Source organism: Paraburkholderia hayleyella (assembly GCF_009455685.1).
Classification (GTDB): Bacteria; Pseudomonadota; Gammaproteobacteria; order Burkholderiales; family Burkholderiaceae; genus Paraburkholderia; species Paraburkholderia hayleyella.
Genome location: NZ_QPES01000001.1, coordinates 2648988 through 2674570 on the forward strand (window position 1 = coordinate 2648988; position 25583 = coordinate 2674570).

General features: G+C 55.0%; 18 protein-coding genes. 12 read left to right on the top strand and 6 right to left on the bottom strand.

Features of this window, described 5'->3' with window-relative positions:
- Positions 1-164 precede the first annotated feature (164 nt).
- Both GH657_RS11685 and icd read right to left on the bottom strand, forming a co-directional pair.
- A complete protein-coding gene (locus GH657_RS11685) occupies positions 165-1355 on the bottom strand; it encodes a hypothetical protein (RefSeq protein WP_153100913.1) in 1191 nt (396 codons plus the stop codon).
- A 326-nt stretch (positions 1356-1681) separates the two neighbouring features.
- Positions 1682-2938 carry an NADP-dependent isocitrate dehydrogenase gene (icd, locus tag GH657_RS11690; protein WP_153100914.1) on the bottom strand — a complete coding sequence of 419 codons (1257 nt, stop codon included), beginning with the start codon at positions 2936-2938 and terminating at the stop codon, positions 1682-1684.
- 295 nt (positions 2939-3233) lie between these two features.
- On the opposite strand from icd, the gene GH657_RS11695 reads away from it, so the two are divergent.
- From GH657_RS11695 to GH657_RS11750, 12 genes are all read left to right on the top strand, one after another.
- Entirely contained in the window at positions 3234-3809 is a 576-nt protein-coding gene (locus tag GH657_RS11695) for a pseudouridine synthase (RefSeq protein ID WP_153100915.1), read from the top strand.
- 251 nt (positions 3810-4060) lie between these two features.
- Positions 4061-4285, top strand: a complete 225-nt coding sequence (locus GH657_RS11700) for a hypothetical protein (protein ID WP_153100916.1) — start codon at positions 4061-4063, stop codon at positions 4283-4285.
- A gap of 165 nt (positions 4286-4450) precedes the next feature.
- A complete protein-coding gene (locus GH657_RS11705; RefSeq protein ID WP_153100917.1) occupies positions 4451-4963 on the top strand; it encodes a DUF192 domain-containing protein in 513 nt (170 codons plus the stop codon).
- Between the two features lie 415 nt (positions 4964-5378).
- Positions 5379-7484, top strand: coding sequence for an elongation factor G (gene fusA / locus GH657_RS11710; RefSeq protein WP_153100918.1), 2106 nt, complete (start codon positions 5379-5381; stop codon positions 7482-7484).
- 119 nt (positions 7485-7603) lie between these two features.
- On the top strand, positions 7604-8071 hold the full coding sequence (locus GH657_RS11715; protein ID WP_153100919.1) for a hypothetical protein: 468 nt from the start codon (positions 7604-7606) through the stop codon (positions 8069-8071).
- A gap of 113 nt (positions 8072-8184) precedes the next feature.
- Positions 8185-8931: a GntR family transcriptional regulator gene (locus tag GH657_RS11720; protein ID WP_153100920.1), complete on the top strand. Its 747-nt coding sequence runs from the start codon at positions 8185-8187 to the stop codon at positions 8929-8931.
- A 120-nt stretch (positions 8932-9051) separates the two neighbouring features.
- Complete coding sequence (gene mdtD, locus GH657_RS11725; protein ID WP_281349389.1) at positions 9052-10473, top strand: multidrug transporter subunit MdtD; 1422 nt, start codon at positions 9052-9054, stop codon at positions 10471-10473.
- A 175-nt stretch (positions 10474-10648) separates the two neighbouring features.
- On the top strand, positions 10649-11920 hold the full coding sequence (locus GH657_RS11730; RefSeq protein ID WP_153100921.1) for a sensor domain-containing phosphodiesterase: 1272 nt from the start codon (positions 10649-10651) through the stop codon (positions 11918-11920).
- A 99-nt stretch (positions 11921-12019) separates the two neighbouring features.
- Entirely contained in the window at positions 12020-13483 is a 1464-nt protein-coding gene (locus GH657_RS11735; RefSeq protein ID WP_153100922.1) for an NYN domain-containing protein, read from the top strand.
- Positions 13484-14061: 578 nt separating this feature from the next.
- Positions 14062-14844: a gluconate 2-dehydrogenase subunit 3 family protein gene (locus GH657_RS11740; RefSeq protein ID WP_153100923.1), complete on the top strand. Its 783-nt coding sequence runs from the start codon at positions 14062-14064 to the stop codon at positions 14842-14844.
- Positions 14845-16623, top strand: a complete 1779-nt coding sequence (locus GH657_RS11745; protein WP_153100924.1) for a GMC family oxidoreductase — start codon at positions 14845-14847, stop codon at positions 16621-16623.
- 65 nt (positions 16624-16688) lie between these two features.
- A complete protein-coding gene (locus tag GH657_RS11750; RefSeq protein WP_153100925.1) occupies positions 16689-18065 on the top strand; it encodes a c-type cytochrome in 1377 nt (458 codons plus the stop codon).
- 142 nt (positions 18066-18207) lie between these two features.
- On the opposite strand, the gene GH657_RS11755 is transcribed toward GH657_RS11750, so the two are convergent.
- From GH657_RS11755 to GH657_RS11770, 4 genes are all read right to left on the bottom strand, one after another.
- Positions 18208-19668: an MFS transporter gene (locus tag GH657_RS11755; RefSeq protein WP_153100926.1), complete on the bottom strand. Its 1461-nt coding sequence runs from the start codon at positions 19666-19668 to the stop codon at positions 18208-18210.
- A gap of 29 nt (positions 19669-19697) precedes the next feature.
- Complete coding sequence (locus GH657_RS11760) at positions 19698-20921, bottom strand: acyl-CoA dehydrogenase (protein WP_153100927.1); 1224 nt, start codon at positions 20919-20921, stop codon at positions 19698-19700.
- Positions 20922-21128: 207 nt separating this feature from the next.
- Positions 21129-23204 (bottom strand): alpha/beta fold hydrolase, encoded by a 2076-nt coding sequence (locus GH657_RS11765; protein WP_153100929.1) that lies wholly within the window; start codon positions 23202-23204, stop codon positions 21129-21131.
- 98 nt (positions 23205-23302) lie between these two features.
- Entirely contained in the window at positions 23303-25573 is a 2271-nt protein-coding gene (locus GH657_RS11770) for a class I adenylate-forming enzyme family protein (RefSeq protein ID WP_174769939.1), read from the bottom strand.
- Positions 25574-25583 lie beyond the last annotated feature (10 nt).

Consider the following 25583-nt stretch of genomic DNA (forward strand, 5'->3'; position numbering starts at 1 on the left):
CCATTCTGGTTCCACAGGCTGGCATCAATTTTTAAAACAATGAAAAATAATTGGCAAAAGCAGCGATTTTCTATTTCATTTTCATATGAACGCTGCCTGATACAGACAAAAAAATCCCCCGGTAATTAAAAAATTCCGGGGGAGAGCGCTGAAGAAATTAAATCTTATTTCGCTTCCAGCAATGCCTGATCAAAAAACCGCCCTACCTTTTCCTGCGTTTTAATTATATTTTCTTCAATCAAATTCCACTGTTTTGCAACAGGTTTATCGATCTTGCCCGGCAAGACGCCCGATTTAAATCCGGCGACAAGATGCTCTAGCATTTTTCCAATAAGAATCATATTTTTATCAACTACATCCGTTTTATTATTTTTCCAATGGTCAATATATGTTCTATTTTCAAGATATGTTTCATGATCGATATAGCTTTTACTAAAACAGTCCAATGCCTTATGTGCGTAATTCATGCAATGTTTCCCAGCCATGGCTTCCTCGACCCCACCCGCACCAAAATCATTCAGGGTAAAAACAAGCGAAGTCAATTGTCCACGCCCATGGTTCAGAATTAACTGAGATTTATCCATGGGAATCACTTCTTCCAAAATATTCGCTGATTTTTTAAAAATATCCGTATTCGACAGATAAAATTTAAACAGTGTCGAATCATTTTCATGCAAAAAATGCCTGAAAATAAATTTCAGGCAAATACGCTTTAAATCCTGGCCTGGATTATTCAAATGCTGGCTTGCATCAAAGATCCACGTCAAATCATCGCGCGATATTTCTCGCAAAAATGTTTCCACCTGCGTAACTGAATTTTCAGTTATTTCCAAATCAGCAGAAAATAGCACTTTTGCTTTTTCTTTTAAATTTTCTCTCGCCTTTATTTTATTAGAAATCTCATTCCTGGTTTTTCTAAACTCACTGAAGCTTAGCGTTTCCAGCAATCTGGCGAAGAAATTTATAACTTTTTTTGTCCAGGTTATTTTTTGTTTATTCGAAAAGATATCTGTATTTTCCTGCTTAACTTCATCACTTTTACTGCTTGCAGAACGATCAAGCGCTGACTTCCCGTCAATATTATTTGGTGCTTTATTCGCAGCAACTTTAATCACCCTGTTATCACCAGAACGATTTACCGGAACGCGCGGCTTCCCAGAAGGATCCAGAGTAACTTTTGGGAGATGATTTGACACGATACCATTACGATAGATGGCATCGATCTTATTCCGTCCTGAGGCAACAATCCTGGTATTTGAACCTTTCAATTCGCCCAGCTTGATACTTTCCTCATGAACAGAATGAAGGCTTAGCCACCTCACCGTTAATCCTGAATCAAATTCAGCACGCCCCATTTCACTCAACCTTCACTAAATAGATCAACGATATTGTCTTTAAAATAAACAAGGACACACTTTCAATATATAAACCTTGCTTGCGAACTGAATTTCACGGTGAGGCTGAAACAGGCTGGCTCTGGCCCCCACTCCCCGCATTTGAACCTGACACACGCTCTTCCTCCCGACTAAGTAACACGACGTGAGCAACAGGTTCCCAAGCTTGTCCATCGGCGAAAATTAAATCAGCAGGATCAACGGACACACAATAAAAAACCCCGGCAAAGCCAAGCTTTGCCGGGGTTTTCCGCTCTCCGTATCAAACCCGATACGAGGAAACTGTCTTACATATTTTCGATCAGCACCTGGCCAAAACCGGAACACGAAACCTGCGTCGCGCCCTCCATTAGCCGCGCGAAATCATAGGTAACCCGCTTTTGCAAAATTGATTTTTCCATCGACTTGATAATGACGTCCGCAGCCTCGGTCCAGCCGAGGTGGCGCAGCATCATTTCCGCAGAAAGGATTTCCGAACCTGGATTGACATAATCCTTGCCCGCGTACTTCGGCGCGGTGCCGTGCGTGGCTTCGAACATCGCAATCGAATCCGAGAGGTTCGCACCTGGCGCGATGCCGATGCCGCCCACTTGCGCAGCCAGTGCATCGGAAACATAGTCGCCATTCAGGTTCAGCGTGGCGATCACATCATATTCGGCGGGACGCAGCAGGATTTGCTGCAAGAACGCATCGGCAATCACATCCTTGACGACGATCTCGTTGCCGGTTTTAGGGTTCTTGAACTTCATCCATGGGCCGCCGTCGATCAGCTCAGCGCCAAACTCTTTTTGCGCCAGCGCATAACCGTAATCGCGGAACGCGCCTTCGGTGAACTTCATGATATTGCCCTTGTGCACCAGGGTCACCGAGCGCCGGTCATTGTCGATCGCATACTGAATCGCCTTGCGCACCAGGCGCTCCGTGCCCTCGCGTGACACCGGCTTGATGCCGATGCCCGATGTTTCCGGGAAGCGGATCTTCTTCACACCCATTTCTTCGCGCAAGAACTTGATGACTTTTTTCGCCTGCTCGGATTCGGCGGCCCATTCGATACCGGCGTAAATGTCTTCAGAGTTTTCGCGGAAAATCACCATGTTGGTTTTTTCCGGCTCACGCACCGGCGAGGGCACGCCCTTGAAATACTGGACGGGGCGCAGGCACACATACAAATCAAGCTCCTGGCGCAGCGCAACGTTCAGCGAACGGATGCCACCGCCCACTGGCGTGGTGAGCGGGCCCTTGATCGAGACCACGTAGTCTTTCAGCACCTCGAGCGTTTCCTCGGGCAGCCAGACATCAGGGCCGTACACGCGAGTCGCTTTTTCGCCCGCGAAAATTTCCATCCAGTGAATTTTCTTCTTGCCGGCATAGGCTTTTTGCACAGCCGCATCGACCACCTTGATCATCACCGGGGTGATGTCGACCCCGGTGCCATCGCCTTCGATGTACGGAATGATCGGCTGGTCGGACACGTTGAGCGAATAATCGGCGTTGACGGTGATCTTGTCACCGCCGCTCGGAACCTTGATGTGCTGATACGACATGATTGGACTCCAGTGAGGGCTGTGCGGATGAAGCGAAGAAATACGGCAGGACAGCATGGCAAAGCGCGTTGCATACAAGGCTCTTGACCCCGGACGCGCCAGGCGGCCATTCTAGCCCACGCTACGCGTGCTGCAATGCCATCCGGCGCTGCCTTGCCTCTTAGGTCATCTCTTAGGTCTTATATAAGACTTGAACGTTGCGCATTATGCATTAATATCCCGCCACGTGCCACCGCACGCCCCTGCGCCCGTTTGTCCGCCCTCCGCGCCTCCTGATCTCGCCCTGGTTTGACGCATGCCCCTGATTGCCCTCAACAAGCCCTTTGGCACGATCTGCCAGTTTTCCTCCCACGCAACGCGCGCGTCGCTTGCGGACTGGATCAGCACGCCGGGGGTTTATCCGGCTGGCCGGCTCGATGCCGATAGCGAAGGCTTGCTGCTGCTCACCGATGATGGCGCGTTGCAAGCACGCATCGCCGAGCCCCGGCACAAACTGCTCAAGCATTACTGGGCGCAGGTTGAAGGCGCGCCGCAAGCGGCGGATCTGGCCGCGCTCGCTCGTGGCGTCGATCTCGGCGATTACGTGAGCCGTCCCTGTCAAGCGGCATTGATTGAACCGCCGTCAACGCTTTGGCCGCGCCAGCCGCCGGTGCGTTTTCGCGCGGCCATTCCCACAACCTGGATTGCGCTCTCTATTAGTGAGGGCAAAAACCGTCAGGTGCGCCGCATGACCGCGGCGCTGGGGTTTCCGACGCTGCGTCTGGTGCGGGTGGGAATCGGCGCGCTGGATATTTTCGCGCTGGGACTGGCCCCGGGCGAACACCGGAGCCTGCCGCCTCACGCCCCATGGGATGGCCTGCAGAGAAATTGAAAAATCGCGTCAACCGCGCCACGCGCTCACGCGTTATTCGACGCAGATGCCACCCCAAGCCGTCCGGCATTCAGCCTTAAGGGTCTCAAAGCGAACTGCTGCAAGGGTTTAGCCAAGGGTCCAGGCGCTGGCAGGCACCGCAAAATTTTCTGCGCGGTGACTGTCAACCGAAAGGAGGACGGCACGTTTACCGACATGACTCTATCTAACCGGGTCACTTGGTTAATCAACTCAAGCTGAGGATTCACAAAATGAACAAACTGATCGCTGCTCTGGTCGCTGGCCTTTTCGCAACGGCTGCTTTCGCACAAGCTGCTGCAACTGACGCACCGGCTGCTCCCGCTGCTGCCGCACCGGCTGTTGCTGCTTCGTCGGCCAAGAAGGCTGAGCACAAGAAGTCGACGCACCACAAGAAAGCAGCACACAAGAAGGAAAAGGCTGCTGCAGCTGAAGCCGCTTCGGGCGCTGCTGAGTAAGCATGTCGTAAAACGCTGTCTGGAAACGTTGCGGTATTGGCTGTATCCATGCCGCTGCTGTTTTCCCGCGTAAAAAGGCGGACTGTCCACAAGGCAGTCCGCCTTTTTGTTTTTACCGGGCTCGCGTACCATGCGCTCATCTTTTTTCCACCAAGGAGTCTGGCTGTGCAATTTCACCTGCGCTCATTGCTCGCGCGTTTTGCGCTCACATTGCCGCTCGCCGTGCTTTCTCTCGCGGCGCTCGCGCCTCACGCCAATGCCGCGCCGCTTGCCGCGGAGCGCATGCCAGCCGGCGCCAAACAGCCCAGCGAGTTCCCTCACGTCAAACTCACCGCGGGCATGTACGTGATTGACGCCGCGCTCGCCGCCACCGATGCCGACCGCGAACAAGGGTTGATGTACCGCACCCAGCTCGGCGCGAACGAAGGCATGCTGTTTATGTTCAATGAAAACGCTGTGCATTGCTTCTGGATGAAGAACACGCTGATTCCGCTTTCGATTGCCTTCATACGCGCAGATGGCACGATCACCGATATCGCTGAAATGCAGGCCGAAACCACCAGCAACCACTGTCCGAAGAATAACGGCGTCTACGCGCTGGAAATGGGTCAGGGCTGGTTCACGGCCAAAGGCATCAAGCCTGGCATGAAGCTTCAGGGGCTGCCCCCGCCGCAATAAGCGCGCCGGGCCGCGTTGCTGCCGCCGCTTTGCTGCCGCCGCTTTGCTGCCACCGCTTTGCTGCCACCGCTTCGCTGCCACCGTTTGGAAAGCCGGTAAGACGTTTGACGTCACCGGCTTTTTTCACGTTTGAGGCCCAGTGCGAGGCGAAACGCGCCGCCGAACCGCCGCTCCAGCCGTGTCACCCGGCATCGCAGAGGCCAGCAAAAGCCCGTGCCAAGGCGTATGCTTGCCGTCTGCCGAGCGCAGCCGTCACTGTTTTTTGTCTTCGCCTGACCGCGCTTGATGCGTACACGGCAGTACACGGCACTGCCACCCAAACGCAAAGACGCACCTAGACGTTTTCACGTTCTTCTAGTTTTAGTTTTCGTTTTCTTTTTCGTTTCCGCTCACGCGCCATTCCAAGGAGAAACACGTGCTACGCAAGACTCCCATCGAGCGCTACCGCAACATCGGCATCAGCGCTCACATTGATGCTGGCAAAACCACCACCACCGAACGCATCCTGTTTTACACCGGTGTCACGCACAAGATCGGCGAAGTCCATGACGGTGCGGCCACCATGGACTGGATGGAGCAGGAACAGGAGCGCGGCATCACCATCACCTCGGCGGCTACCACCGCTTTCTGGAAAGGCATGGCGGGCAACTATCCCGAACACCGCATCAACATCATCGACACGCCCGGGCACGTCGATTTCACCATCGAGGTCGAACGCTCGATGCGGGTGCTGGATGGTGCGTGCATGGTCTATGACTCGGTCGGCGGGGTGCAGCCGCAATCCGAAACCGTCTGGCGCCAAGCCAACAAATACAAGGTGCCGCGCATCGCTTTCGTCAACAAGATGGATCGCGTCGGCGCCGATTTTTTCCGTGTGCAGCGGCAAATCTCCGAGCGCCTGAAGGGCCTCGCCGTGCCGATCCAGATTCCGGTGGGCGCGGAGGATCATTTCCAGGGCGTGGTGGATCTGGTGAAAATGAAAGCGATTGTCTGGGATGACGAGAGCCAGGGCATCAAGTTCGAATACGCCGACATTCCTGCGGCGCTGCTCGACACCGCCACGCAATGGCGCGAAAAAATGGTCGAAGCGGCAGCCGAAGCGAACGAGGCCTTGCTCGACAAATATCTGCAAGGCCAGCCACTCAGCGAAGACGAGATCAAGGCGGGCCTGCGCGCACGCACGATCGCCAACGAGATCGTACCGATGCTGTGCGGCAGTGCATTCAAGAACAAGGGCGTGCAGGCCATGCTCGACGCCGTGATCGACTATCTGCCCTCACCGGTCGATGTCCCGGCCATTCTTGGCCATGACGAACACGACAACGAAGTCGAGCGCCATCCCAGCGACGATGAGCCGTTTTCCGCGCTGGCCTTCAAGATCATGACCGACCCGTATGTCGGCCAGCTGATTTTCTTTCGTGTGTATTCGGGCGTCGTGCATTCGGGCGATACCGTCTACAACCCGATCAAGGAAAAGAAGGAGCGTCTTGGCCGGATCCTGCAAATGCACGCCAACGAACGCAAGGAAATCAAGGAGGTCTGCGCAGGCGATATCGCGGCCGCCGTGGGCCTCAAGGAAGCCACAACGGGTGATACGTTGTGCGACCCCAGCCACGTGATCATCCTCGAAAAGATGATCTTTCCAGAGCCGGTGATCTCGCAGGCCGTGGAGCCGAAAACCAAGGTTGACCAGGAAAAGATGGGCATTGCGCTGAACCGGCTGGCACAGGAAGACCCCTCGTTTCGTGTGCAAACCGATGAAGAGTCCGGGCAGACGATCATCTCAGGCATGGGCGAGCTGCATCTCGAGATCCTGGTGGACCGGATGAAGCGCGAGTTCGGCGTGGATGCCACGGTGGGCAAGCCGCAAGTGGCGTACCGCGAGACCATCCGCAGCACGGTCGAAGATGTCGAGGGCAAGTTCGTCAAGCAATCGGGCGGGCGTGGCCAGTATGGTCACGTGGTGCTCAAGCTGGAACCGCAAAAGCCCGGCGACGGTTATCTGTTTGTCGATGCGATCAAGGGCGGCGTCGTGCCCCGCGAATATATTCCAGCGGTGGACAAAGGCATTCAGGAAACGCTCAAGGCCGGGGTGCTCGCGGGCTATCCGGTAGTCGATGTGAAAGTGACGCTGACTTTCGGTTCCTATCACGATGTCGATTCAAACGAGAATGCGTTCCGCATGGCAGGCTCGATGGCCTTCAAGGAAGGCATGCGCCGGGCCAAGCCCGTGCTGCTGGAGCCCACGATGGCCGTCGAAGTCGAAACCCCTGAAGAGTTCATGGGTAACGTGATGGGCGACCTCTCGAGCCGGCGCGGCATTGTTCAGGGCATGGAGGACATCGCGGGCGGCGGCGGCAAGCTGGTGCGTGCCGAAGTACCGCTAGCCGAGATGTTTGGGTACTCGACTTCGTTACGCTCCCTGACCCAGGGGCGCGCGACGTACTCGATGGAATTCCGCCACTACGCCGAAGCGCCGGGCAACGTGTCGGAGGCCATCATCAACGCGAAGCGCAAGTAAGCGCTCTACGTTTGCCTTTGTGTTTACGTTTACCCCAGGCTAAATCGCCCCGGCTCAGGAACCAAATAGCCGCGGCTCCCTCCTATCCAGTTCAACCACTAACAAAGAGGGCAAGCTCCATGCAACGATCCGTTTTCCGTGCGGCCATGCACGCTGCAGTTGGTCTGCTGACTGCCACCAGTGCCCTGTTCGCCCCCTTAACCCACGCTCAAACCTCCTCCCAGCCAGCGCCGCAGGCGCAGCAACTCACGCAGGCCGCCCCAGGCGTCGATCCCTCGTTCTCCGCTTACTCGCTGGCCGAACGCTGCCTGCAAAAAGGCGATAACGTCGCCCAGGGCCAATGCGTGGGAGCCATTCGCGGCATCATCCACGGCTATCAATACGCCGTGCTGTTTCTCGGGCAGCGTGCCGCGCTGCCCGCGAACGAAACCCAGCGCGTCTCGTTATGTCTGCGCGATGCGCCGGTGGCTTCGATCATCAGCGAATTCATCGCCGATACACGCGGAATCGATGCTGAAACGCTCAAGCGCACCCCCGCCGAAGTCGCGGTGCTGGGCTCGGTCCATTTGCATCATCCTTGCAACTAGACGGCAAACGAGCCAGGCGGGCTGGATTCAAGAGCCCGCCTGCAACAAAAAGCCCGCAAGCGCCACAGCCCAATGACATAGAATTGGCGCCCAAGCCTCCCTGCAAGCGTCCCATGAATTCAATCACGGAAGACCGATGGCGCGATCTGCGCCCGGACCCGGAAAACGACACCCCGCTTTATCTGCAACTCGCACGCAAGCTCAGCCACGCGATTCACAAAAATCGTTGGCAAGCAGGCGAAGCCTTACCTTCGGAAAGACTGCTTTCCGAAGCATTGGGCGTGTCGCGCATCACCGCACGCAAGGCGATAGCGCTGCTCGTCGAACAGGGCTTGATCCGGCGCACCCAGGGCGCTGGCAGTTTCATCACGCCGCGCTATGAAGATCCGCTCTCGCGCCTGTCGTCATTCAGCCAGATGCTGCAGCGGCGCGGCTTCACGCCGGCATCGAGGTGGCTGTCGCGCGAAGTTCGGCCCGCCAACCGCGACGAAGTGATCCAGTTGGGCCTCTCGCCTGGCGCACCCGTGATTCATTTGCGACGGCTGCGGCTGGCTAACGGCACCGTGATGGCCGTCGAAAATTCCACGTTTCCCGCCGCGCTGATTCCCGATCCGCTTGCCATCGGCGATTCGCTTTATAGCTATCTGGACCAGCGCAGCCTGTCGATCGTGCGGGCGCTGCAGCACTTTCGCGCGGCCAATGCCAGCCCCGAAATCGCCCGGCAAATGAGCATCGCCCCGAACGATGCGCTCTTGCTGATCACCCGTGTCGGCTACACCGCCGAGCCGCGTGCCATCGAGCTCACCGATACCTATTGCCGCAACGATTACTACGATTTCGTCATCGAACTCACAAGCTAGACGGCGCATTCGCCGCAGCGTGCACGCTGTTTGCCATTTCGTTTGCCATTTCGTTTGCCTGAAAACGCCTGCGAACCTCATCCAACCTGATCCGCTACCGGCCGCTGCGCCCTCTCGTCCATGTCCACGCCGCCTACCGCCCGTTCGCTCACCATCATGCTGTGGCTGGTCGCCATGGGCTTTTTCATGCAGACGCTCGACGCCACCATCGTCAACACGGCCTTGCCTGCGATGGCAGACAGCCTCAATGAGTTGCCGCTACACATGCAATCGGTGGTCATCGCGTATTCGCTGACGATGGCCGTGATGATCCCGGTCTCCGGCTGGCTTGCCGATCGATTCGGCACGCGACGCGTTTTTTTCAGTGCCATCCTCATCTTCACGATCGGCTCGATCCTCTGCGCCAGCGCACCTACGCTGGACTGGCTCGTCCTGGCGCGCATCGTGCAAGGCGCTGGCGGCGCCATGCTGTTGCCGGTCGGGCGGCTCGCCGTGCTGCGGACTTTTCCCGCCGAACGCTATTTGCCGGCGCTGTCGTTTGTCGCCATTCCAGGGCTGATCGGCCCGCTGATCGGGCCCACGCTCGGCGGCTGGCTGGTCAACGCCGCCTCGTGGCACTGGATCTTCCTGATCAACGTGCCCGTAGGCCTGTGCGGCTGCATCGCCACCTACTTCTTCATGTCGGATAGCCGCAATCCGGATACCGCTGCGTTCGATTACAAAGGCTATTTGCTGCTGGTGGCAGGCATGGTGGCCATTTCGTTTGCACTCGATGGCCGTACCGAACTGGGCATCCGTCACGCCGCCGTGCTGGTGCTACTGATTCTCGGGCTGGCGTGCTTTGTCGCCTATGGGCTGTATGCGACCCGCGCGCCGCAACCCATCTTTTCGCTCGACCTGTTCAAGATCCATACGTTTAGCGTCGGCTTGCTAGGCAACCTGTTCGCCCGTATCGGCAGTGGCGCGATGCCTTATCTGATTCCGCTGCTGCTGCAAGTCAGCCTCGGCTACGATGCCTTCGAAGCGGGCCTGATGATGCTGCCTATCGCTGCCGCCGCGATCACGTCCAAGCGCATCGTCACCTGGCTCATCACCCGTTACGGCTACCGGCGCGTGCTGATGGTCAACACCTTGCTGGTCGGCTCTGCCATCGCCAGCTTCTCCCTGACCAGCACCGGCCAGCCGCTCTGGCTGCGGCTCGTGCAACTCGCGTTTTTCGGCGCGGTCAACTCGGTGCAGTTCACCGCGATGAATACGCTCACGCTCAAAGACCTCGGCATCGGTGGCGCCAGCAGCGGCAATAGCCTCTTTTCACTGGTGCAGATGCTGTCGATGAGCCTTGGCGTCACCGTCGCGGGCGCGCTGCTCTCCGCGTTCACCGGCATCATTGCGCGCGACACGCCGGGCAACTCGCTGCCAGCGTTTCATGCCACCTTCTTGTGCATGGGGATCATCACAGCGGGCACGATGTGGATCTTTGCCCAGGTTTCGACCGAAACCCGAGGCATGCTGAAAAAAACCGATCCGTCGGAACGGGCTTGAGTACGTGGCCCAGCACACCTCGAAGCGGATCATGCCTGCCCCGCCGCACCTGGGCACGCTTCCTGCTTCTCAATCCTGTAAGCTCAAAACCGCGTGTACGCTATCGCGTCACCGGTTCCCGGCCTGGCTCCCCCTTCGTCGCTCCATCCCTCCACCCACAGGCGCCCGACCTCGCATGATCGACCTCGATCCTCCTGGCTTTCAGCCCCCGCGTCCGATACCCGGTGACGTGGGTTCGCGCCGCACCGTGCTATACGGCGGCTATACGGTATTCAGCGTCTTTGCGCCGGTGTTTTCGGTGTCGCACCGGCGAGCCGTCGGCTATCACGCCTCGCTGCGTGCGCATGACGAGCAAGGCCGCCAGGTGCCGTCGCACGAAGTCTTTACCCAGGCCGCGCGGCGCGGCGATCTGCTCGAAATGGGACGGCTCGCCGAATCACTGCATCTGGGTAATTTCCAGGCATTCGACCACCACGATGACGAGTGGTTATTTCTCAGCCTGCACCCTGCCGCGCTGGTGGACACCAGCTATGGCGACGCCTTGCTCGCCGGGCTTAAAGCGCTGGGTCTGGCGCCACAGCGCGTGGTGCTCGAAGTGCCGGAACAAGCCGGTGGCGAAACCACGCGCGTGATCGAAATCGTCGGGGCCTTGCATAAAGCCGGCTTTCTGATCGCGCTCGATGGCTTTGGCGCGAAACATTCGAATCTCGACCGGGTGTGGAACCTGCGCCCGGACATCGTCACGCTCGATCGCGGCATCCTCGCGCAGGCCAGCCAGCATGCGCATATCGAGCGCGTGCTGCCCGGGCTGGTATCGCTGCTGCATGAATCGGGGCAACTGGTCCTGATGAGCGGGCTCGCCAGCGAGCGCGACGCGCTGATCGCTCTCGAATGCAATGTCGATTTCGTGCAGGGCAGCTACTTTGCCAGCCCAAGCGCTGAGCCGCTACACACACAAACCGCCGCCCATCTGATGGATAGCCTGACGGCAGCGCTGCGCGAGCGGGTTGCGGCGCGCGAAGGGAAGCAAACCACGCATCTGGCACCCTATGTCGCCGCACTCGGGCAAGCCAGCGCGCAGATTGCAGCAGGCGTTACGCTGGCGCAGGCCGCCGGGCCGCTGCTCGCGCTGCCCGATACGGCGCGCTGCTTTGTGCTCGACCACACCGGGCGGCAAACCGGCGACAACGTGTTGCCGCCGCGCGGCGCCTTGCCACGGGCGCGGCGCTTCAAGCCGCTGCTGCACTCGGAAGGCGCCAGCTGGGCGCGCCGCCCTTATTTCATCGAAGCGATGCGCGCGCCCGATCAAGTGCATCTGACGCCACCGTATCTATCGATTAACGAAGCGCATCTGTGCATCACTGCGTCGATTGCCATACCCAGCGCCCACGGCATGCAAGTGCTGTGCGCCGATATCAACTGGGATGCAGCGGCAAATCAGTTATAACTGTGCAGCTATCGCAGCGTATCGGTCACGGCTCCAGCATCAAGACGCACCCTCTGGCCACCCGCACACTGAACGACATTGCCTTGAACTGGAGAACTTATGGCGTCCCCCCCGGAAACCCTTAGCATGGCGCTCTTTTGCGACTTCGAAAACGTCGCGCTTGGCGTGCGCGATGCCAAATACGAGAAGTTCGACATCAAGCTGGTGCTTGAGCGGCTGCTGCTCAAAGGCAGCATCGTCGTCAAGAAAGCGTATTGCGACTGGGAGCGCTACAAGAGCTTCAAGGCAACCATGCATGAGGCGAACTTCGAGCTGATCGAAATCCCGCACGTGCGCCAGTCAGGCAAGAATTCCGCCGATATCCGGCTCGTGGTCGATGCGCTCGACCTGTGCTACACCAAATCGCATGTCAACACCTTCGTCGTGATTAGCGGCGACTCCGATTTTTCGCCGCTGGTGTCCAAGCTGCGCGAGAACGCCAAACAGGTGATCGGTGTCGGCGTCCAGCAATCCACCTCGGATTTGCTGATCGCCAATTGCGACGAATTCATTTTTTATGACGATCTCGTACGCGAAAGCCAGCGGACGTCCAATGTCCGGCGCGACAGCGCCAAGCCCACCCCACCCTCGGCCAGACGAGCCCCCGAAGAAGCCAAGCCGCCCAAGGAAGACCTCGAAACGCGGCGTGGCCGAGCCATCGAAATCGCGGTACAGACCTTCGATGCACTGGCCACGGAGCGCGGCGACGGCGGCAAGATCTGGGCCTCCGTGCTGAAAAACGCGATCAAACGGCGCAAGCCTGATTTCAACGAAACCTATTACGGTTTTCGCGCCTTTGGCAATCTGCTCGAAGAAGCCCAGGCACGTGGCCTGCTTGAGTTTGGCCGTGACGAAAAATCAGGTACCTATGTGTACCGCAGCAACGCGAGCGTGGCGCGAAGTGACAGCCCGTCTGACCGAACAGTGAGCCAGCCGACCGATAGCGCAGCGCAGCGGCCTGGCGTCATTGCAGCAGGCGATACCTCCAGCGCGGCCAGTACGTCCGGCACCACGGCGAGCGACAAACACGAAACACGGCGTAAAGGGCGGAGCGGACGCAGCAAGCCCGCGCCGCGCGGCCGTGCCTCAGCCGATGCGGGCCATGAGCAGGCCTCTGCCGCCAAGGCTGCGACATGCGCAACCGAGCTTGAAACGACCTCTGAAACAGCACTGCCGCCGGCCGTTGAAGTCTTCGCGGAAAACGTGGCAGATACCCCGCTGCCCGCGACCCATGCCCGCAGCCCAGAGGATGCAGAGGTGCCCGATAACACCGTGGCGCGCCCAGCGCAAAAGCCGCGCAGCCCCCGAAGCAGCCGCAAAACCGTGGCGCGCAAGAGCCACAAAAGCGCCGAGGCCAACGCGAGCCGCGCTACCGCGCACGAAGTGCCCACGGTTGACGAACCCCAGCCCGATGCGGCTGTGCCATCGCCCACCACCGCGCCGGATAAACCTGCCGCGAAGAAAACCACGCGCGGCCGTCGTCCGCGCAAAACGACCGCCTCTTCAGATTCACATTCTGAATAACGTCATTCCATTCATCTCAGCGTGACGGCTTAAAAAGTAAAAACAAAACCCAAGCCGTCACCCGATCCCGCTGGATATCCGCCCCCTCCCGGAGCCGCGCATCGTCTCCGTTTCATCCCCGTTTTTCCGCCTTCTTCGCGTGTTCGCAATACCGCCAATTCCTACAGATTCATTTATCTTCATTTTCATCGGCACGACCACACCTCAAGAAAATTCCCATTAATTCAAGATACTTCCTAATCCAGGTGCAGAACGTTCCGGAATTCGTACAATTGCGCCGCTGCTAGTCTGCGACAAGATAGCGCACCAGTTTCATGTCATTTTTGACTAGCCGTACTCAGTACCAAACCCGCTTTAGCAGAACGTCATGTCTAACCCTCAGCGGCAACTTGCGCTTTTGCATCGTGCGCCAGACTCCCGCCACCTGTCCGCCCATGGCTTGGCTCCCCGCATAGCCCACGGCATCTCTTATCCGCACGACACTTCACCCGCTTCCACGGTGCCCATCGCCAGATGCAGATGCCTGCATCCGCCAGGCGGGTTCGCGCAAGTTCCCTGAAACGTGCCAACGCATATCCATGAAAAAGATTCCTATCCTCCCCATACCCCCTGCCGACTCCGAGGTGCCCTCAAGCGCCCGGCGCTGGTTCATCACGCGCTCAGCGGCACTGTTGCCCATCGCAGGCGGCCTCAGCGCCTGCGATGGGCCACCCGCGAACAATGCCAGCAATGCCAGCGGCAACGCCGCGTCCGCCCGCGTGACTGCCGCGCCCGACGCCCCTGACATCGAGCACTCGCCACGTTACTTCACCGCCGACGAATGGACCTTTATCCGCGCAGCGGTCGCGCGTCTCGTGCCGAATGACAAGAACGGCCCGGGCGCGCTTGAGCTCAACGTGCCGACTTTCATTGATACCCAGATGGAAGGCGAGTTCGGTCACGCCGCCCGCTGGTACATGCTCGGCCCCTACCGCAAGGCCTCTCCACTGTTTGGCTATCAGTCGCGTCTGACACCGCGCGAGGTCTACCGTCTCGGCATCGCCGCGACCAATCAATACTGCGTGAAGCAGTATGGCAAGCCCTTCGCCGCGCTCTCCAGCGCCGATCAGGATGCCTTATTGCATCAGCTCGATGGCAACAAAATCAGTTTCAACGACGTCGATGCGAAAAACTTCTTCGACTTCCTGCGCGAGAACACGATCGAAGGTTATCTGGCCGACCCGATGCACGGCGGCAATAAAGATGGAGGAAGCTGGAAAATGATCGGCTTTCCCGGTGCCCGCGCCGACTTTCTTGAGTTCGTTGGTAAAAATCAACCCTATCCGTATGGCCCTGTCGGTATCCTGGGCCGGGAGCAGTAAATGTCAGTCATCCAAAAAAAACCCGTTGATGCCGTTATCGTCGGCTTTGGCTGGACCGGCTCCATCATGGCGATGGAACTTGCCGAAGCCGGTCTGAATGTCGTGGCGCTGGAGCGCGGCCCCGCACGCGACACCTACCCCGATTTCGCCTATCCGAAGATCGTGGACGAACTGTCCTACGGCATCCGCTACAAGCTGATGCAAAACCTCGCCGGCGAAACGGTGACGGTGCGCCACACCCCACAAGACGATGCGCTGCCGTACCGGCAGATCGGCTCGTTCTTGCCTGGCAATGGCGTAGGCGGTGCGGGCGTGCACTGGAACGGCATGCACTGGCGCGCTACCGCCACCGATTTCAAGCTGCGCAGCCACTACGAAGGACGCTACGGCAAAGCGTTTATTCCAGCGAATATGACCATCCAGGATTGGGGCATCACCTACGACGAACTCGAACCGTTTTACGACAAATTCGAATACATCTGCGGCGTCTCAGGCCAGGCAGGCAACGTTCAGGGCAAGATCCTCAAGGGCGGCAATCCGTTCGAAAGCCCACGCTCGCGTGGCTATCCGCTGCCGCCGCTCACCAACAACCTGCCGGCCTCGTTGTTCGAGCAGGCCGCACGCTCGCTGGGTTTGAATCCGTTCGCCGCCCCCGCCTCGAACGCATCGGCAGCCTATACCAACCCCTATGGCATGCAACTGGGCCCTTGTAACTTCTGCGGCTTTTGCGAACGCTTTGGCTGCTACATGTATGCCAAGGCCTCACCGCAAACCACCATCATTCCGGCATTGATGAAAAAGCCGAACTTCGAGCTACGCACCCAGGCGTATGTGACACGCGTCAATCTGGATTCGACGGGCAAGAAAGCCACCGGCGTGACCTACATCGATGCTCAGGGAAACGAAGTCGAACAGCCCGCCGACCTCGTGATACTCGCGGCCTACCAGTTTCATAACGTGCGCCTGTTGCTGCTCTCGAAGATCGGCCAGCAATACGACCCGAAAACCGAACGCGGCACCGTCGGCAAAAACTACGCCTACCAGCTCAACGGCAGCGTTTCGCTGTTTTTCGACAAGGACGTGCATATCAACCCGTTCATCGGCTCAGGCGGCGGCGGCCAGGTCATCGACGAATTCAACGGCGACAACTTCGACCACGGCCCGCTGAACTTTATCGGTGGCGCCTACACCTCGGTCAACACCACGGGCGGACGACCGATCCAGCAATCGGTCCTGCCGCCCGGCACCCCGAACTGGGGCGCGGGCTGGAAAGCCGCGATGAAAGAGCACTACCTGCATTCGATGACGATCGGCACCGAAGGCTCGGTGATGTCATACCGTGAAAACTTCCTCGATCTCGATCCGACCTACCGCGATGCCCACGGTTTGCCGCTGTTGCGCATGTCCTTCGACTGGAAAGACAACGATATCCGCATGTCGCAATACACCACGAACCAGGCGGCGCAAATCGGCCGCGCGATGAAGCCCAAACAGATGGCGATCAGCACCAAGCAGTTCGGCGATCACTACGATGTCCGGCCTTACCAGACGACGCACACCACGGGTGGCGCGATCATGGGCGAGCGGCCCGATACCAGCGTGGTCAACAAGTATCTGCAAAGCTGGGATGTGCCGAATGTGTTCGTGCTGGGCGCGAGCGCTTTTCCGCAGAACTTCTCGTACAACCCAACGGGCACGGTCGGTGCACTGGCGTACTGGGCCGCGCATGCGATCCGGACGCAGTACCTGAAGCAGCCCGGCGCACTCATCAGCGTTTGACGAGGGCTCCCAACATGAAAATTTCCTCTGTGTCTTCCTCAATACGCCTCAGCGGGCGCCACGACATGCGTGCCCGTATCGTGGCACTGGCTTTGCTGCTCACGCCGCTGCTCGCCTTGCTCCTGACTCATGCCGCCCATGCGGCCCCGGCAACAACGACGACAGCGGCGGCAAGCTCGCCCGAGGCACTCGTGCAACGCGGCGCCTATCTGGCGCGCGCGGGCGATTGCATTGCCTGCCACACCGCCGCCAAAGGCCAGCCATTCGCGGGTGGGCTGCCGATCGATACCCCCTTCGGCACGATCTACTCGTCCAATATCACGCCTGACAAGGTCACCGGGATCGGCAGCTATACCTTTGCCGACTTCGACCATGCCGTGCGTGAGGGCAAGTCGAAACGTTATGGCCACCTGTATCCCGCGATGCCCTATCCGTCGTACCGCATCCTCTCGCACGACGACATGCGAGCGCTCTACGCGTACTTCATGCAAGGCGTCACACCCGTGAAGCAGGCCGACCGGCCGACCGGGCTGAAGTTTCCGTTCAACATCCGCATGCTGATGATGGGCTGGAACCTGCTCTTCATCAAAGGCGAGCCGCACTATGCCTACGATGCAACGCAAAGCGCGCAGTGGAATCGCGGGGCCTATCTCATCCAGGGCCTCGCCCACTGCGGCGCCTGTCACACGCCGCATGGCGTGGCGGGCGAGGAGAAAGCGTTTAGCGCCAACGGCAGCAAAAACGCGCGCCAGTATCTTGGCGGCGAGACCCTCGGCGGCTGGAATGCGCCGACGCTCACTGGCGACATTCGCCGGGGTCTGGCGGGCTGGTCCGCAGACCAGATCGCCGAGTTCCTGAAAACTGGGCGGACAGCTCATAGCGCTGCATTTGGCGCCATGACGGACGTGATCAACGACAGCACGCAGTATCTGAGCAATGCCGATCTGGACGCGATGGCGGTGTATCTGAAAAGCCTGAGCGCCCAGCCGCATGCGGCTCCGTTGCAAGCCGCATCTGGCGCCACCGCTGCAGTAGAGGCAACGGCGGCGACGAACGCCCTGCGCAACGGCGATCTGAGCGCTCGTGGCGCGCGGGTCTATCTGGACAACTGCAATGCCTGCCATCGCTCGGATGGGACAGGCGCGGCGCTTACGTTCCCATCGCTGGCAAATAATCCGGTCATTCGTTCGCCCGATCCGACCTCGCTGATTCACATCGTGCTAAGCGGCTCAAAAATGCCAGCGGCCATGCTCGATCCCGCACCACTTGCCATGCCCGATTTCGGCTGGCGTTTGACTGACCAGCAAGTGGCGGATGTGCTGACTTTCATCCGCAGCAGTTGGGGCAACCATGCAACGGCAGTGGATGCCACAAGCGTTGCCCGAGTCAGAAAACAGGTCGATGCAGAACACGTGCTGAAGCCGAAGCCCAAAGCAAAATAATTCACCTGGCACATAACAGGTTTTTTAACGCGCAGGGCTAAAGTCAGCCGCGCCACGCTTGTCACGCGTGGCGCGGTTTTTTTGGGGGAACGCGATTGTTGTAGTACTCGCAGGTAGCGCGCTGTTGCAAGAAACTTGAAGGCTATGCAGCTTTGGGCAAGCTGGCTGCCATGCGTTTTTTCTGCATTCGGTCGATCCAGAAAATCACACATGCCGCCACAGTAGCCGCGCAAAAGTTGTAGACCATGGCGCCTGTAAACGCTTTGGCATAGCGCTCGCTGTTCTGCATCTCGCCAACGCCGCTTAAATTTAAAATATCGACAAATAATATTCCGACGATAGCGACCCCGAATGCTCCACCGACTTGCTGCATCGTGGAGATCAACCCTGCCGCCATTCCCGCTGTCCGGTCGGGCGTCAAGCTTAAAACCAGATTGATCACCGGCGTCATGGACAGTGCCTGACCGATGCCAAATACAAACAGCATGGGTGTAAGCACAAACAGGGACAACGCCGAACCGCGCATGAAAGTAACCTGCCCTATCAGAGCGGCAAAACTCGCGGCATACAACAGCGCGCCAGCTGCAATCGTTCCGTTACCGAAACGGTTAACAAGTTTTGGCGCAGCAAGAGAGGCCAGGGTGAAGGCGACATTCGCGGGTATGAAAATCAGGCCAGCAGTAATGGGGTTTAATCCGAATCCCGTTTGCAGCAATAAAGCCATGCATAGAAAAAACGATGACGATGTCGAATAGACCAGAAAAATAACAAGTGTGCCGCCAGAAAATAAATGCTCACGAAATAAAGCCATATCGATAACCGGGAACCCGCCTTTTTCGGATAAATACCGTTCGTATCGTATAAATGCTAGCAACAGGATGATCGCCGCAAGCAATGAAACATAAGTCCAGACTGGCCATCCGAGGCTCGCCCCTTCCATCAATGGAACAAGGATCAGCCCGAGCCCCGCACTGGCCATTACGGTTCCAGCCCAGTCAAGACCGATTGTGTGCGGCACGCTAGATTCTTTAATCGTTTTGCAAAATATCACCACCGCGACTCCGATGGGAATATTGACCAGAAAAATCACTCTCCAGCCCAAACCCATTAAGTCATTTCCGACAATCGTTCCTCCAATAATTTGCCCGCTAATTGCGGCAACACCGAATGTCATGCCAAGCAGGCCGAAAGCCCAGCGGCGTCCATGTTCATCGAAATGGATACGAATCGAGGCATAAACCTGCGGTAATAGCAGCGCAGCGGCGGCGCCTTGCAAGGCACGGGCGAGAATCAGGAAAAATGCACCTGGCGCAAAACTGCATAGGGCGGATGCAGCGGTAAAGGCAAGCATGCCAAGTGTGTATAGCTTGCGCCGCCCATACCGGTCGCCAAGCCGCCCGCCAGCGATCAGCAACATGCCAAAAGTGAGTTGATAACCAGCAATGACAAAACCAATTTGTGCAAAACTCGCCTGCAAATCATCACGAATTGCGGGAATAGCGAGATTAACAACGAACATATCAAAGATAGTGACAAAACCTCCGGTCAATAAAACTGCCAAACCCAGCCATGACAGATTTTTTTGAGAATTTACAGACTTCATTAAAAATTCCAGTAACTTTAAATACAGATTTATTTGCGCTGTGACGCCTCTTTGGCTGAGCGCAGATCGAAAAATGCCTGGATACCTGTTTGCGTTCGTCCGAGTATCAAGGCATGAATATCGTGTGTGCCTTCATACGTATTCACCACCTCAAGATTGACCATATGTCGCGCGACACCAAACTCATCGGAAATACCGTTAGCACCCAACATGTCACGCGCCAGGCGAGCGATCTCGAGCGCCTTGCCACACGAATTACGTTTCATGATGGATCCAATCTCGGGAGCCGCCATTCCGTCATCCTTCATTCGGCCAAAACGCAGTACGCCTTGCAGGCCAAGGGTAATTTCAGTTTGCATATCGGCCAGTTTCTTCTGGATCAACTGGTTCGCTGCAAGCGGGCGACCAAACTGGTGACGATCGAGGACATATTGACGCGCAATATGCCAGCACGACTCTGCGGCGCCGAGCGCGCCCCAGGCCACGCCAAACCGGGCGCAATTCAAACCGGCGGATGGACCATCCATTCCGATGGCGCCGGGTAAATGTCCCTCTTCCGGAACGAATACCTCGTCGAGTACCACCTCGCCCGTGACCGACGTGCGCAGACCTATTTTTCCGTGAATAGTGGGTGCGCTTAAACCTTTCCATCCCTTCTCAAGAATAAAACCGTGAATCGCATTGCGCCCTTCTTCATCAAGTTTGGCCCACACCAGAAAAACGTCCGCAATGGGCGCATTCGTAATCCACATTTTCGTACCGGATAAGGAATAACCACCGGGCACCCGTTTGGCCCGAGTCATCATGCTTCCCGAGTCAGAACCGTGATTGGGCTCGGTCAGGCCAAAACACCCAATCCATTCGCCTGTTGCGAGTTTCGGTAAATATTTTTCCTTTTGCGCTTCAGAGCCGAATTCGAGTATTGGCATCATGACGAGCGATGACTGCGATGACATCATCGAACGAAACCCCGAATCGACACGTTCAATCTCACGCGCGATCAAGCCATAACTCACGTAATTCAAGCCAGCACCACCGTATTTTTCAGGAATGGTTGGCCCGAGAAGACCTATTTCGCCCATCTCCCGAAAGATCCCCGCATCAGTCCGCTCATGACGAAATGCCTCAACTACACGGGGCGCGAGCCTATCCTGAACATAAGTTCTGGCCGCATCGCGCACCATCCGTTCGTCTTCGGTAAGCTGCTGCTCAAGCAACAACGGATCATCCCATTGGAAACGTGGTCCAACCATCGCTCTGCCTCTTCGTATGTTCGTGTATGTAATAGGTAACCGTTCACAATCGTTTACCGTTCGTTTAGCTCGCTACGCCGATGAAAATACCAGGCCATTTGCAATATCCGGCTAGTCATCAGCATGACCTCATGGAATCACCGCATCACGAAGAAATAAAACCTCGTTCTTTGTGATGCGGCGGCAAAACCCTGATATTTACGTTATTTAAATCATTACCTTTTCGCTTTCGCTCTCTTTTTCGACTTCTTTTTCGATTTTGCCTGTTCCCACCCTATCCAGGAATGACAAAATTCTCCCAGACAGCGCTGAATCGTGATAATGGGAGAAATGATCACCAAAAGAATCAATATAAACTTCTGAATGTTTCAGCCTGCCCCCCATGCATTCCGCAATTTTATAATGCGCAATGGAATCATTCACACTCGTATAAATATAAACTGGCTGAGCCACCTCTTTAATCAATAAATTATTCTCCCTACCACCGCCCAAGGCCATGTTACTAAAGATATTTGCATATCGATAAATTTTTTCTGGTGAGCCAAACGGCTCACTCATTAAACGCATCAACACTGCATTGTCAGTCAAATTAACAAAACTCGATATCATCGCAGAACTTTCACTACGATTATCATTTTTCGCCGGCGCAAACATCAAATCATAATAATGCTCCGCGACCGAAAAATCATTCGCAATAATCGGCAACATTTTTCGCAATCTTCGTTGAAATTCAGTTTGACTGATCTCTTCGTCTGTTTCCAAAGTAAAATCCGGGTTCAAAAATATTCCGGCGATAAACCGGTCGGGATAGGCGGCTAAAGCCCGCATCGCCAACTGGGTCCCCGTACACCACGACAAAACCGATGCGCGCTCCACCCCGATAAAATCACAAATCGTGATCAGGTCATCGATATGCCGCTCGTCACCGCAATTACCCGGATCAAAGGGAGTGAGTAAAGGCAAATCCCGCCGATCCCACGTAATGACACGCGCATGCTCCGACAATCTCTTGGCCAGCGGCAGGAAAAAATCAGCGGACATTCCCACTGCATTCACCATAATAATGGTTTTGTCCTTGCCTTTATTTTTTCCCATTTCATAAACAGGAAACTCGATTTCGGAACCAGTTTTAATCAAATAAGAATCAAATCCAGACTCTTTACTTTGCAAGCTCTCCAGTTCCTGACAATAACTATTTATATACTGCTCGACATCATTCCAGTTTATCGCTAGCAGTGCTGGCTGCGATCTTTGAAAAATCTTCCTCGACGAAACATATTGCCAATAAAAATCACAGCGCCGCACAAAAAATCTTTCGACACCAGACATGGATGGTATCTCATCCTCAAGCTTGATCTGAAAATTAAAATTTGCAGCGATAATATTCATTACCCTTTCGCAATTAAAATTCTCCGGATTAGTCACGTGATAAATCTTCTCATTAATAAAATCCTTCCTTGAAACCGCTATCATTTCAACAATCAACTGATCTACCGGAAGAAAATTAATATATGAGTCAGCTCTTCCATAACAGCGGATCGGATCGCTTGCTTTTCCCAGAAGTTTCCTTGCATCAAAAAAACCGCGAGCCAAACCATACAAACCGGAATCACTGTTGCCATTATGATGAGTCGATGACGGGCCAACGACTACCGAAGGACGGAAAATATTGTATTCAATTTCATTTTCCCGGCAAAAATCATCAATAGAGTGTTCCGCAATATTTTTACTTGCTTCATAGCTGTTATTACATTCAATATCCAGCGGATGCAGCACCTCCATAATAGGCCCCTGCATCTTGCCACATACGTATGCTGTAGAAACATAAAAAAACCGCTTACCCCTGATCTGCTTTATCAAATCAAGCACATTGCGGGTACCATTGACATTAACATTATAAATCAAAGATTTATTTTTCTCTTCATACTGGAGATTTGCCGCAATATGCCAAAACTCATCAATGTTAGCCTCCGCCAATTCTGCTATATGCGCATCAGAAATACCACAGTTCGGCAACGTGACATCTCCAATTATAAAAGTGATTTTATTCAAATAATCTATATTCAGCGGCAACTTATATGCAGCGGCTACATTCGTTAGCGCCATGATAATACGCGATCGAGCCGATGGCAGATCATCAGCCCTTACCAGAACATAAATCGATCTTGCCTGCCGCAAACTCCAATAAAGAAAATGGCTTCCGACAAAACCCGTTGCCCCTGTAATAAAATATGTTTTTGGTTTCACCAGATCATTTTTAGAAAGTTGCTCCAACGTGTTCATATCATCTCCGCTTTAATAGAAGAATTTATTATTCCGCTCCATTCAAGAACGAAACAAATAACCTATACATTTTCATTCACCTCAACCGCTCGACCGCATTAATGATCCGCAAACCAGGGTTTGATTGCCGTACCCCGGTTATATGAGGAAATCGAAATAGAGGGTAATGGTGGGGAAAGAAAGCGCATTTCTGGATCGTTGTAAGTCAGAAAAATAGATCCATCATATTCGTCCGCCATCATTGCACGCTCCGCCTGGCAAGCCAGCAAATATCGTTTCAAGCCATCATCAGTCCCGCCCACCTCCACGTGCCGAGTGGCTGAATTGACCAGGCGATTAACCAGATCAGGAGACAGGCCTAACACATCAATAACTCCCGGCAAATCAACTGATTCCGCCTGATGCAAAACATCGGCCATACTCAATCCAGCTTTTTGCCACAACTCACTCGACCGGACATACGAAAAACCATATTTTTGACAGAGCGCCTGAACATCCTTGAAATAACTTTCAATACGCTCCCTGGGTTTTCCGTTTAATAATGCATGTGTATCAGTCAATATCAATTTAAGCTTTGCCTGCAAGCGCGAATGTGCGGCCGGAGCATCAACAAATTCACGCAATCTTTGCATTGCCTGCCGGTCAGAATCAGAAGCTGATGTTTTTAGCCCTGCTCCCCAATAAGTAATAAATTCCAATGGCCGGGACATCAATATTTTCTTTTGGAAAATCTGGATGATTCGATCTGGTTCTTGAGGATGTGCGCGTTTATATTTCCATGTATTAATAGATTCAAAAGCATCACGGGCATAATCCCCTCTTACCAACCGCCTTAGTTCTTCAATCGCAACCTTTCCCACTGCAGTAGATGGCAAATGTGAAACATGCACGTATTCATTAGGCAAAAATTTCCCCGATAATTTCCCAGCTGCAAAGCGGCGTAATTCAATATCTTTTAATGAAGCACCTTCTTTCAGAACATAAGCAGTGACAATGCGCTCACCCAACAGGGGATCCTCCACCCCGACTGTCTTACTCTCGGCAATAGCAGGGTGTTTACGCAACACAGCATCAATCGATTCAGGAATAACATTAATCCCCGAACGAATAATCACCTCTTTAATTCGTCCAACAATGCAAATATTATTATTCTGGTCAAAATAACCGATATCTCCTGTTTTAAAATAACCGGCATCAGTCAATCTAGAATTACGTTTGCCATTCTGCAAGCGATACCCGCACATAAGAAGTGGCCCGCGAATCTGAATTTCGCCTAACTTTTGGCTACCATTCCCTAACGGACTGGTTTGCGTTATTAATTCAAAATCTCCGGTTGTATCGATATTAATCTCACCCGCGAGCGGATTTCCGGCGCCAACATAGTCGTTTACCTGCCCTGGAACCGACGAAGCAACCCAACAAGTCGTTTCAGTCAGGCCGTAGCCCTGATAAATTTTACATTTCAATAATTTCTCACCCTCTCTCCACAAATCAGAATTCAGGGGCGCCGCACCACAAAAAGCAAATTTCAACGTCGACAAATCCAGACCCGAATTATTTCTTTTGATTAAAAAAGAAATTAATGTTGGAGTCAGGCTAACAATGGATACTTTTTCCGCAAGTATGGCAGCCACGGGATCGCTTGACCGGGTGATATTGCTATATACGGTGGTCGCGCCAGCGATTAATGGCAAACATCCTGTCAGCATAATGGCGTTCATGTGCGACCATGGCAATGTACACAGCAGCCGGTCTTCCCAGCTACATCGATAGCGCGACTGAAGGCTAAAGCCATCCCAGGCCAGATTTTTTTCGCTTAATTCAACATACTTTGGTTGTCCGCTTGTTCCAGACGTCTGAATCAATAAAGCAGGAATTTCCTTCAACTCGTGATACGGAACATAATTTTGTAAATCCTGCTTTGCGCCGGAACATGTTTCAGACATAAATGCACTAATCGATAAAACTTCTACCTTCGATGAAATACTCTCTGGCTCTAATGAAAATCCATCTCCATATAAAACCAGTCTGGCACGAAGGCCTCGAATACTGGCTTGAATATCATTCCGATCCTCGGCAACAGGAGCCAAAACAAGATCTAACTCGATACAAGCCATCAAGAGCGGCAGAAAATTTCCAGTTCTGGTAAGGATGAGGCAGACAACCTGACCAGGTTCTAAATTTCTGGAACGCAAGCGTTCGATTGCAATAAAAGTTTTTTCCAGAATATCCTGATGCGTGAATTTTTCTTGTGCCACATTATCTACCCATGCCAATTCATGCCCATGAGATAACGCATTCAAACGTGCTGCATTAATAAGCCGGTCCGGCTTATCAAGACAGTCCCCCACATTATTTTTCAATGTCATTATTCTTGCT

Bases quoted from the DNA above. Each gene is read 5' to 3' on its own strand.
- GH657_RS11685 (WP_153100913.1), bottom strand. From the start codon at position 1,355: ATGGGGCGTGCTGAATTTGATTCAGGATTAACGGTGAGGTGGCTAAGC.
- GH657_RS11695 (WP_153100915.1), top strand. From the start codon at position 3,234: ATGCCCCTGATTGCCCTCAACAAGCCCTTTGGCACGATCTGCCAGTTT.
- GH657_RS11760 (WP_153100927.1), bottom strand. From the start codon at position 20,921: ATGGTTGGACCACGTTTCCAATGGGATGATCCGTTGTTGCTTGAGCAG.
- GH657_RS11750 (WP_153100925.1), top strand. From the start codon at position 16,689: ATGCGTGCCCGTATCGTGGCACTGGCTTTGCTGCTCACGCCGCTGCTC.
- GH657_RS11700 (WP_153100916.1), top strand. From the start codon at position 4,061: ATGAACAAACTGATCGCTGCTCTGGTCGCTGGCCTTTTCGCAACGGCT.
- GH657_RS11765 (WP_153100929.1), bottom strand. From the start codon at position 23,204: ATGAACACGTTGGAGCAACTTTCTAAAAATGATCTGGTGAAACCAAAA.
- icd (WP_153100914.1), bottom strand. From the start codon at position 2,938: ATGTCGTATCAGCACATCAAGGTTCCGAGCGGCGGTGACAAGATCACC.
- GH657_RS11730 (WP_153100921.1), top strand. From the start codon at position 10,649: ATGATCGACCTCGATCCTCCTGGCTTTCAGCCCCCGCGTCCGATACCC.
- GH657_RS11735 (WP_153100922.1), top strand. From the start codon at position 12,020: ATGGCGTCCCCCCCGGAAACCCTTAGCATGGCGCTCTTTTGCGACTTC.
- GH657_RS11755 (WP_153100926.1), bottom strand. From the start codon at position 19,668: ATGAAGTCTGTAAATTCTCAAAAAAATCTGTCATGGCTGGGTTTGGCA.
- GH657_RS11770 (WP_174769939.1), bottom strand. From the start codon at position 25,573: ATGACATTGAAAAATAATGTGGGGGACTGTCTTGATAAGCCGGACCGG.
- GH657_RS11715 (WP_153100919.1), top strand. From the start codon at position 7,604: ATGCAACGATCCGTTTTCCGTGCGGCCATGCACGCTGCAGTTGGTCTG.
- GH657_RS11745 (WP_153100924.1), top strand. From the start codon at position 14,845: ATGTCAGTCATCCAAAAAAAACCCGTTGATGCCGTTATCGTCGGCTTT.
- mdtD (WP_281349389.1), top strand. From the start codon at position 9,052: ATGTCCACGCCGCCTACCGCCCGTTCGCTCACCATCATGCTGTGGCTG.
- GH657_RS11720 (WP_153100920.1), top strand. From the start codon at position 8,185: ATGAATTCAATCACGGAAGACCGATGGCGCGATCTGCGCCCGGACCCG.
- GH657_RS11740 (WP_153100923.1), top strand. From the start codon at position 14,062: ATGAAAAAGATTCCTATCCTCCCCATACCCCCTGCCGACTCCGAGGTG.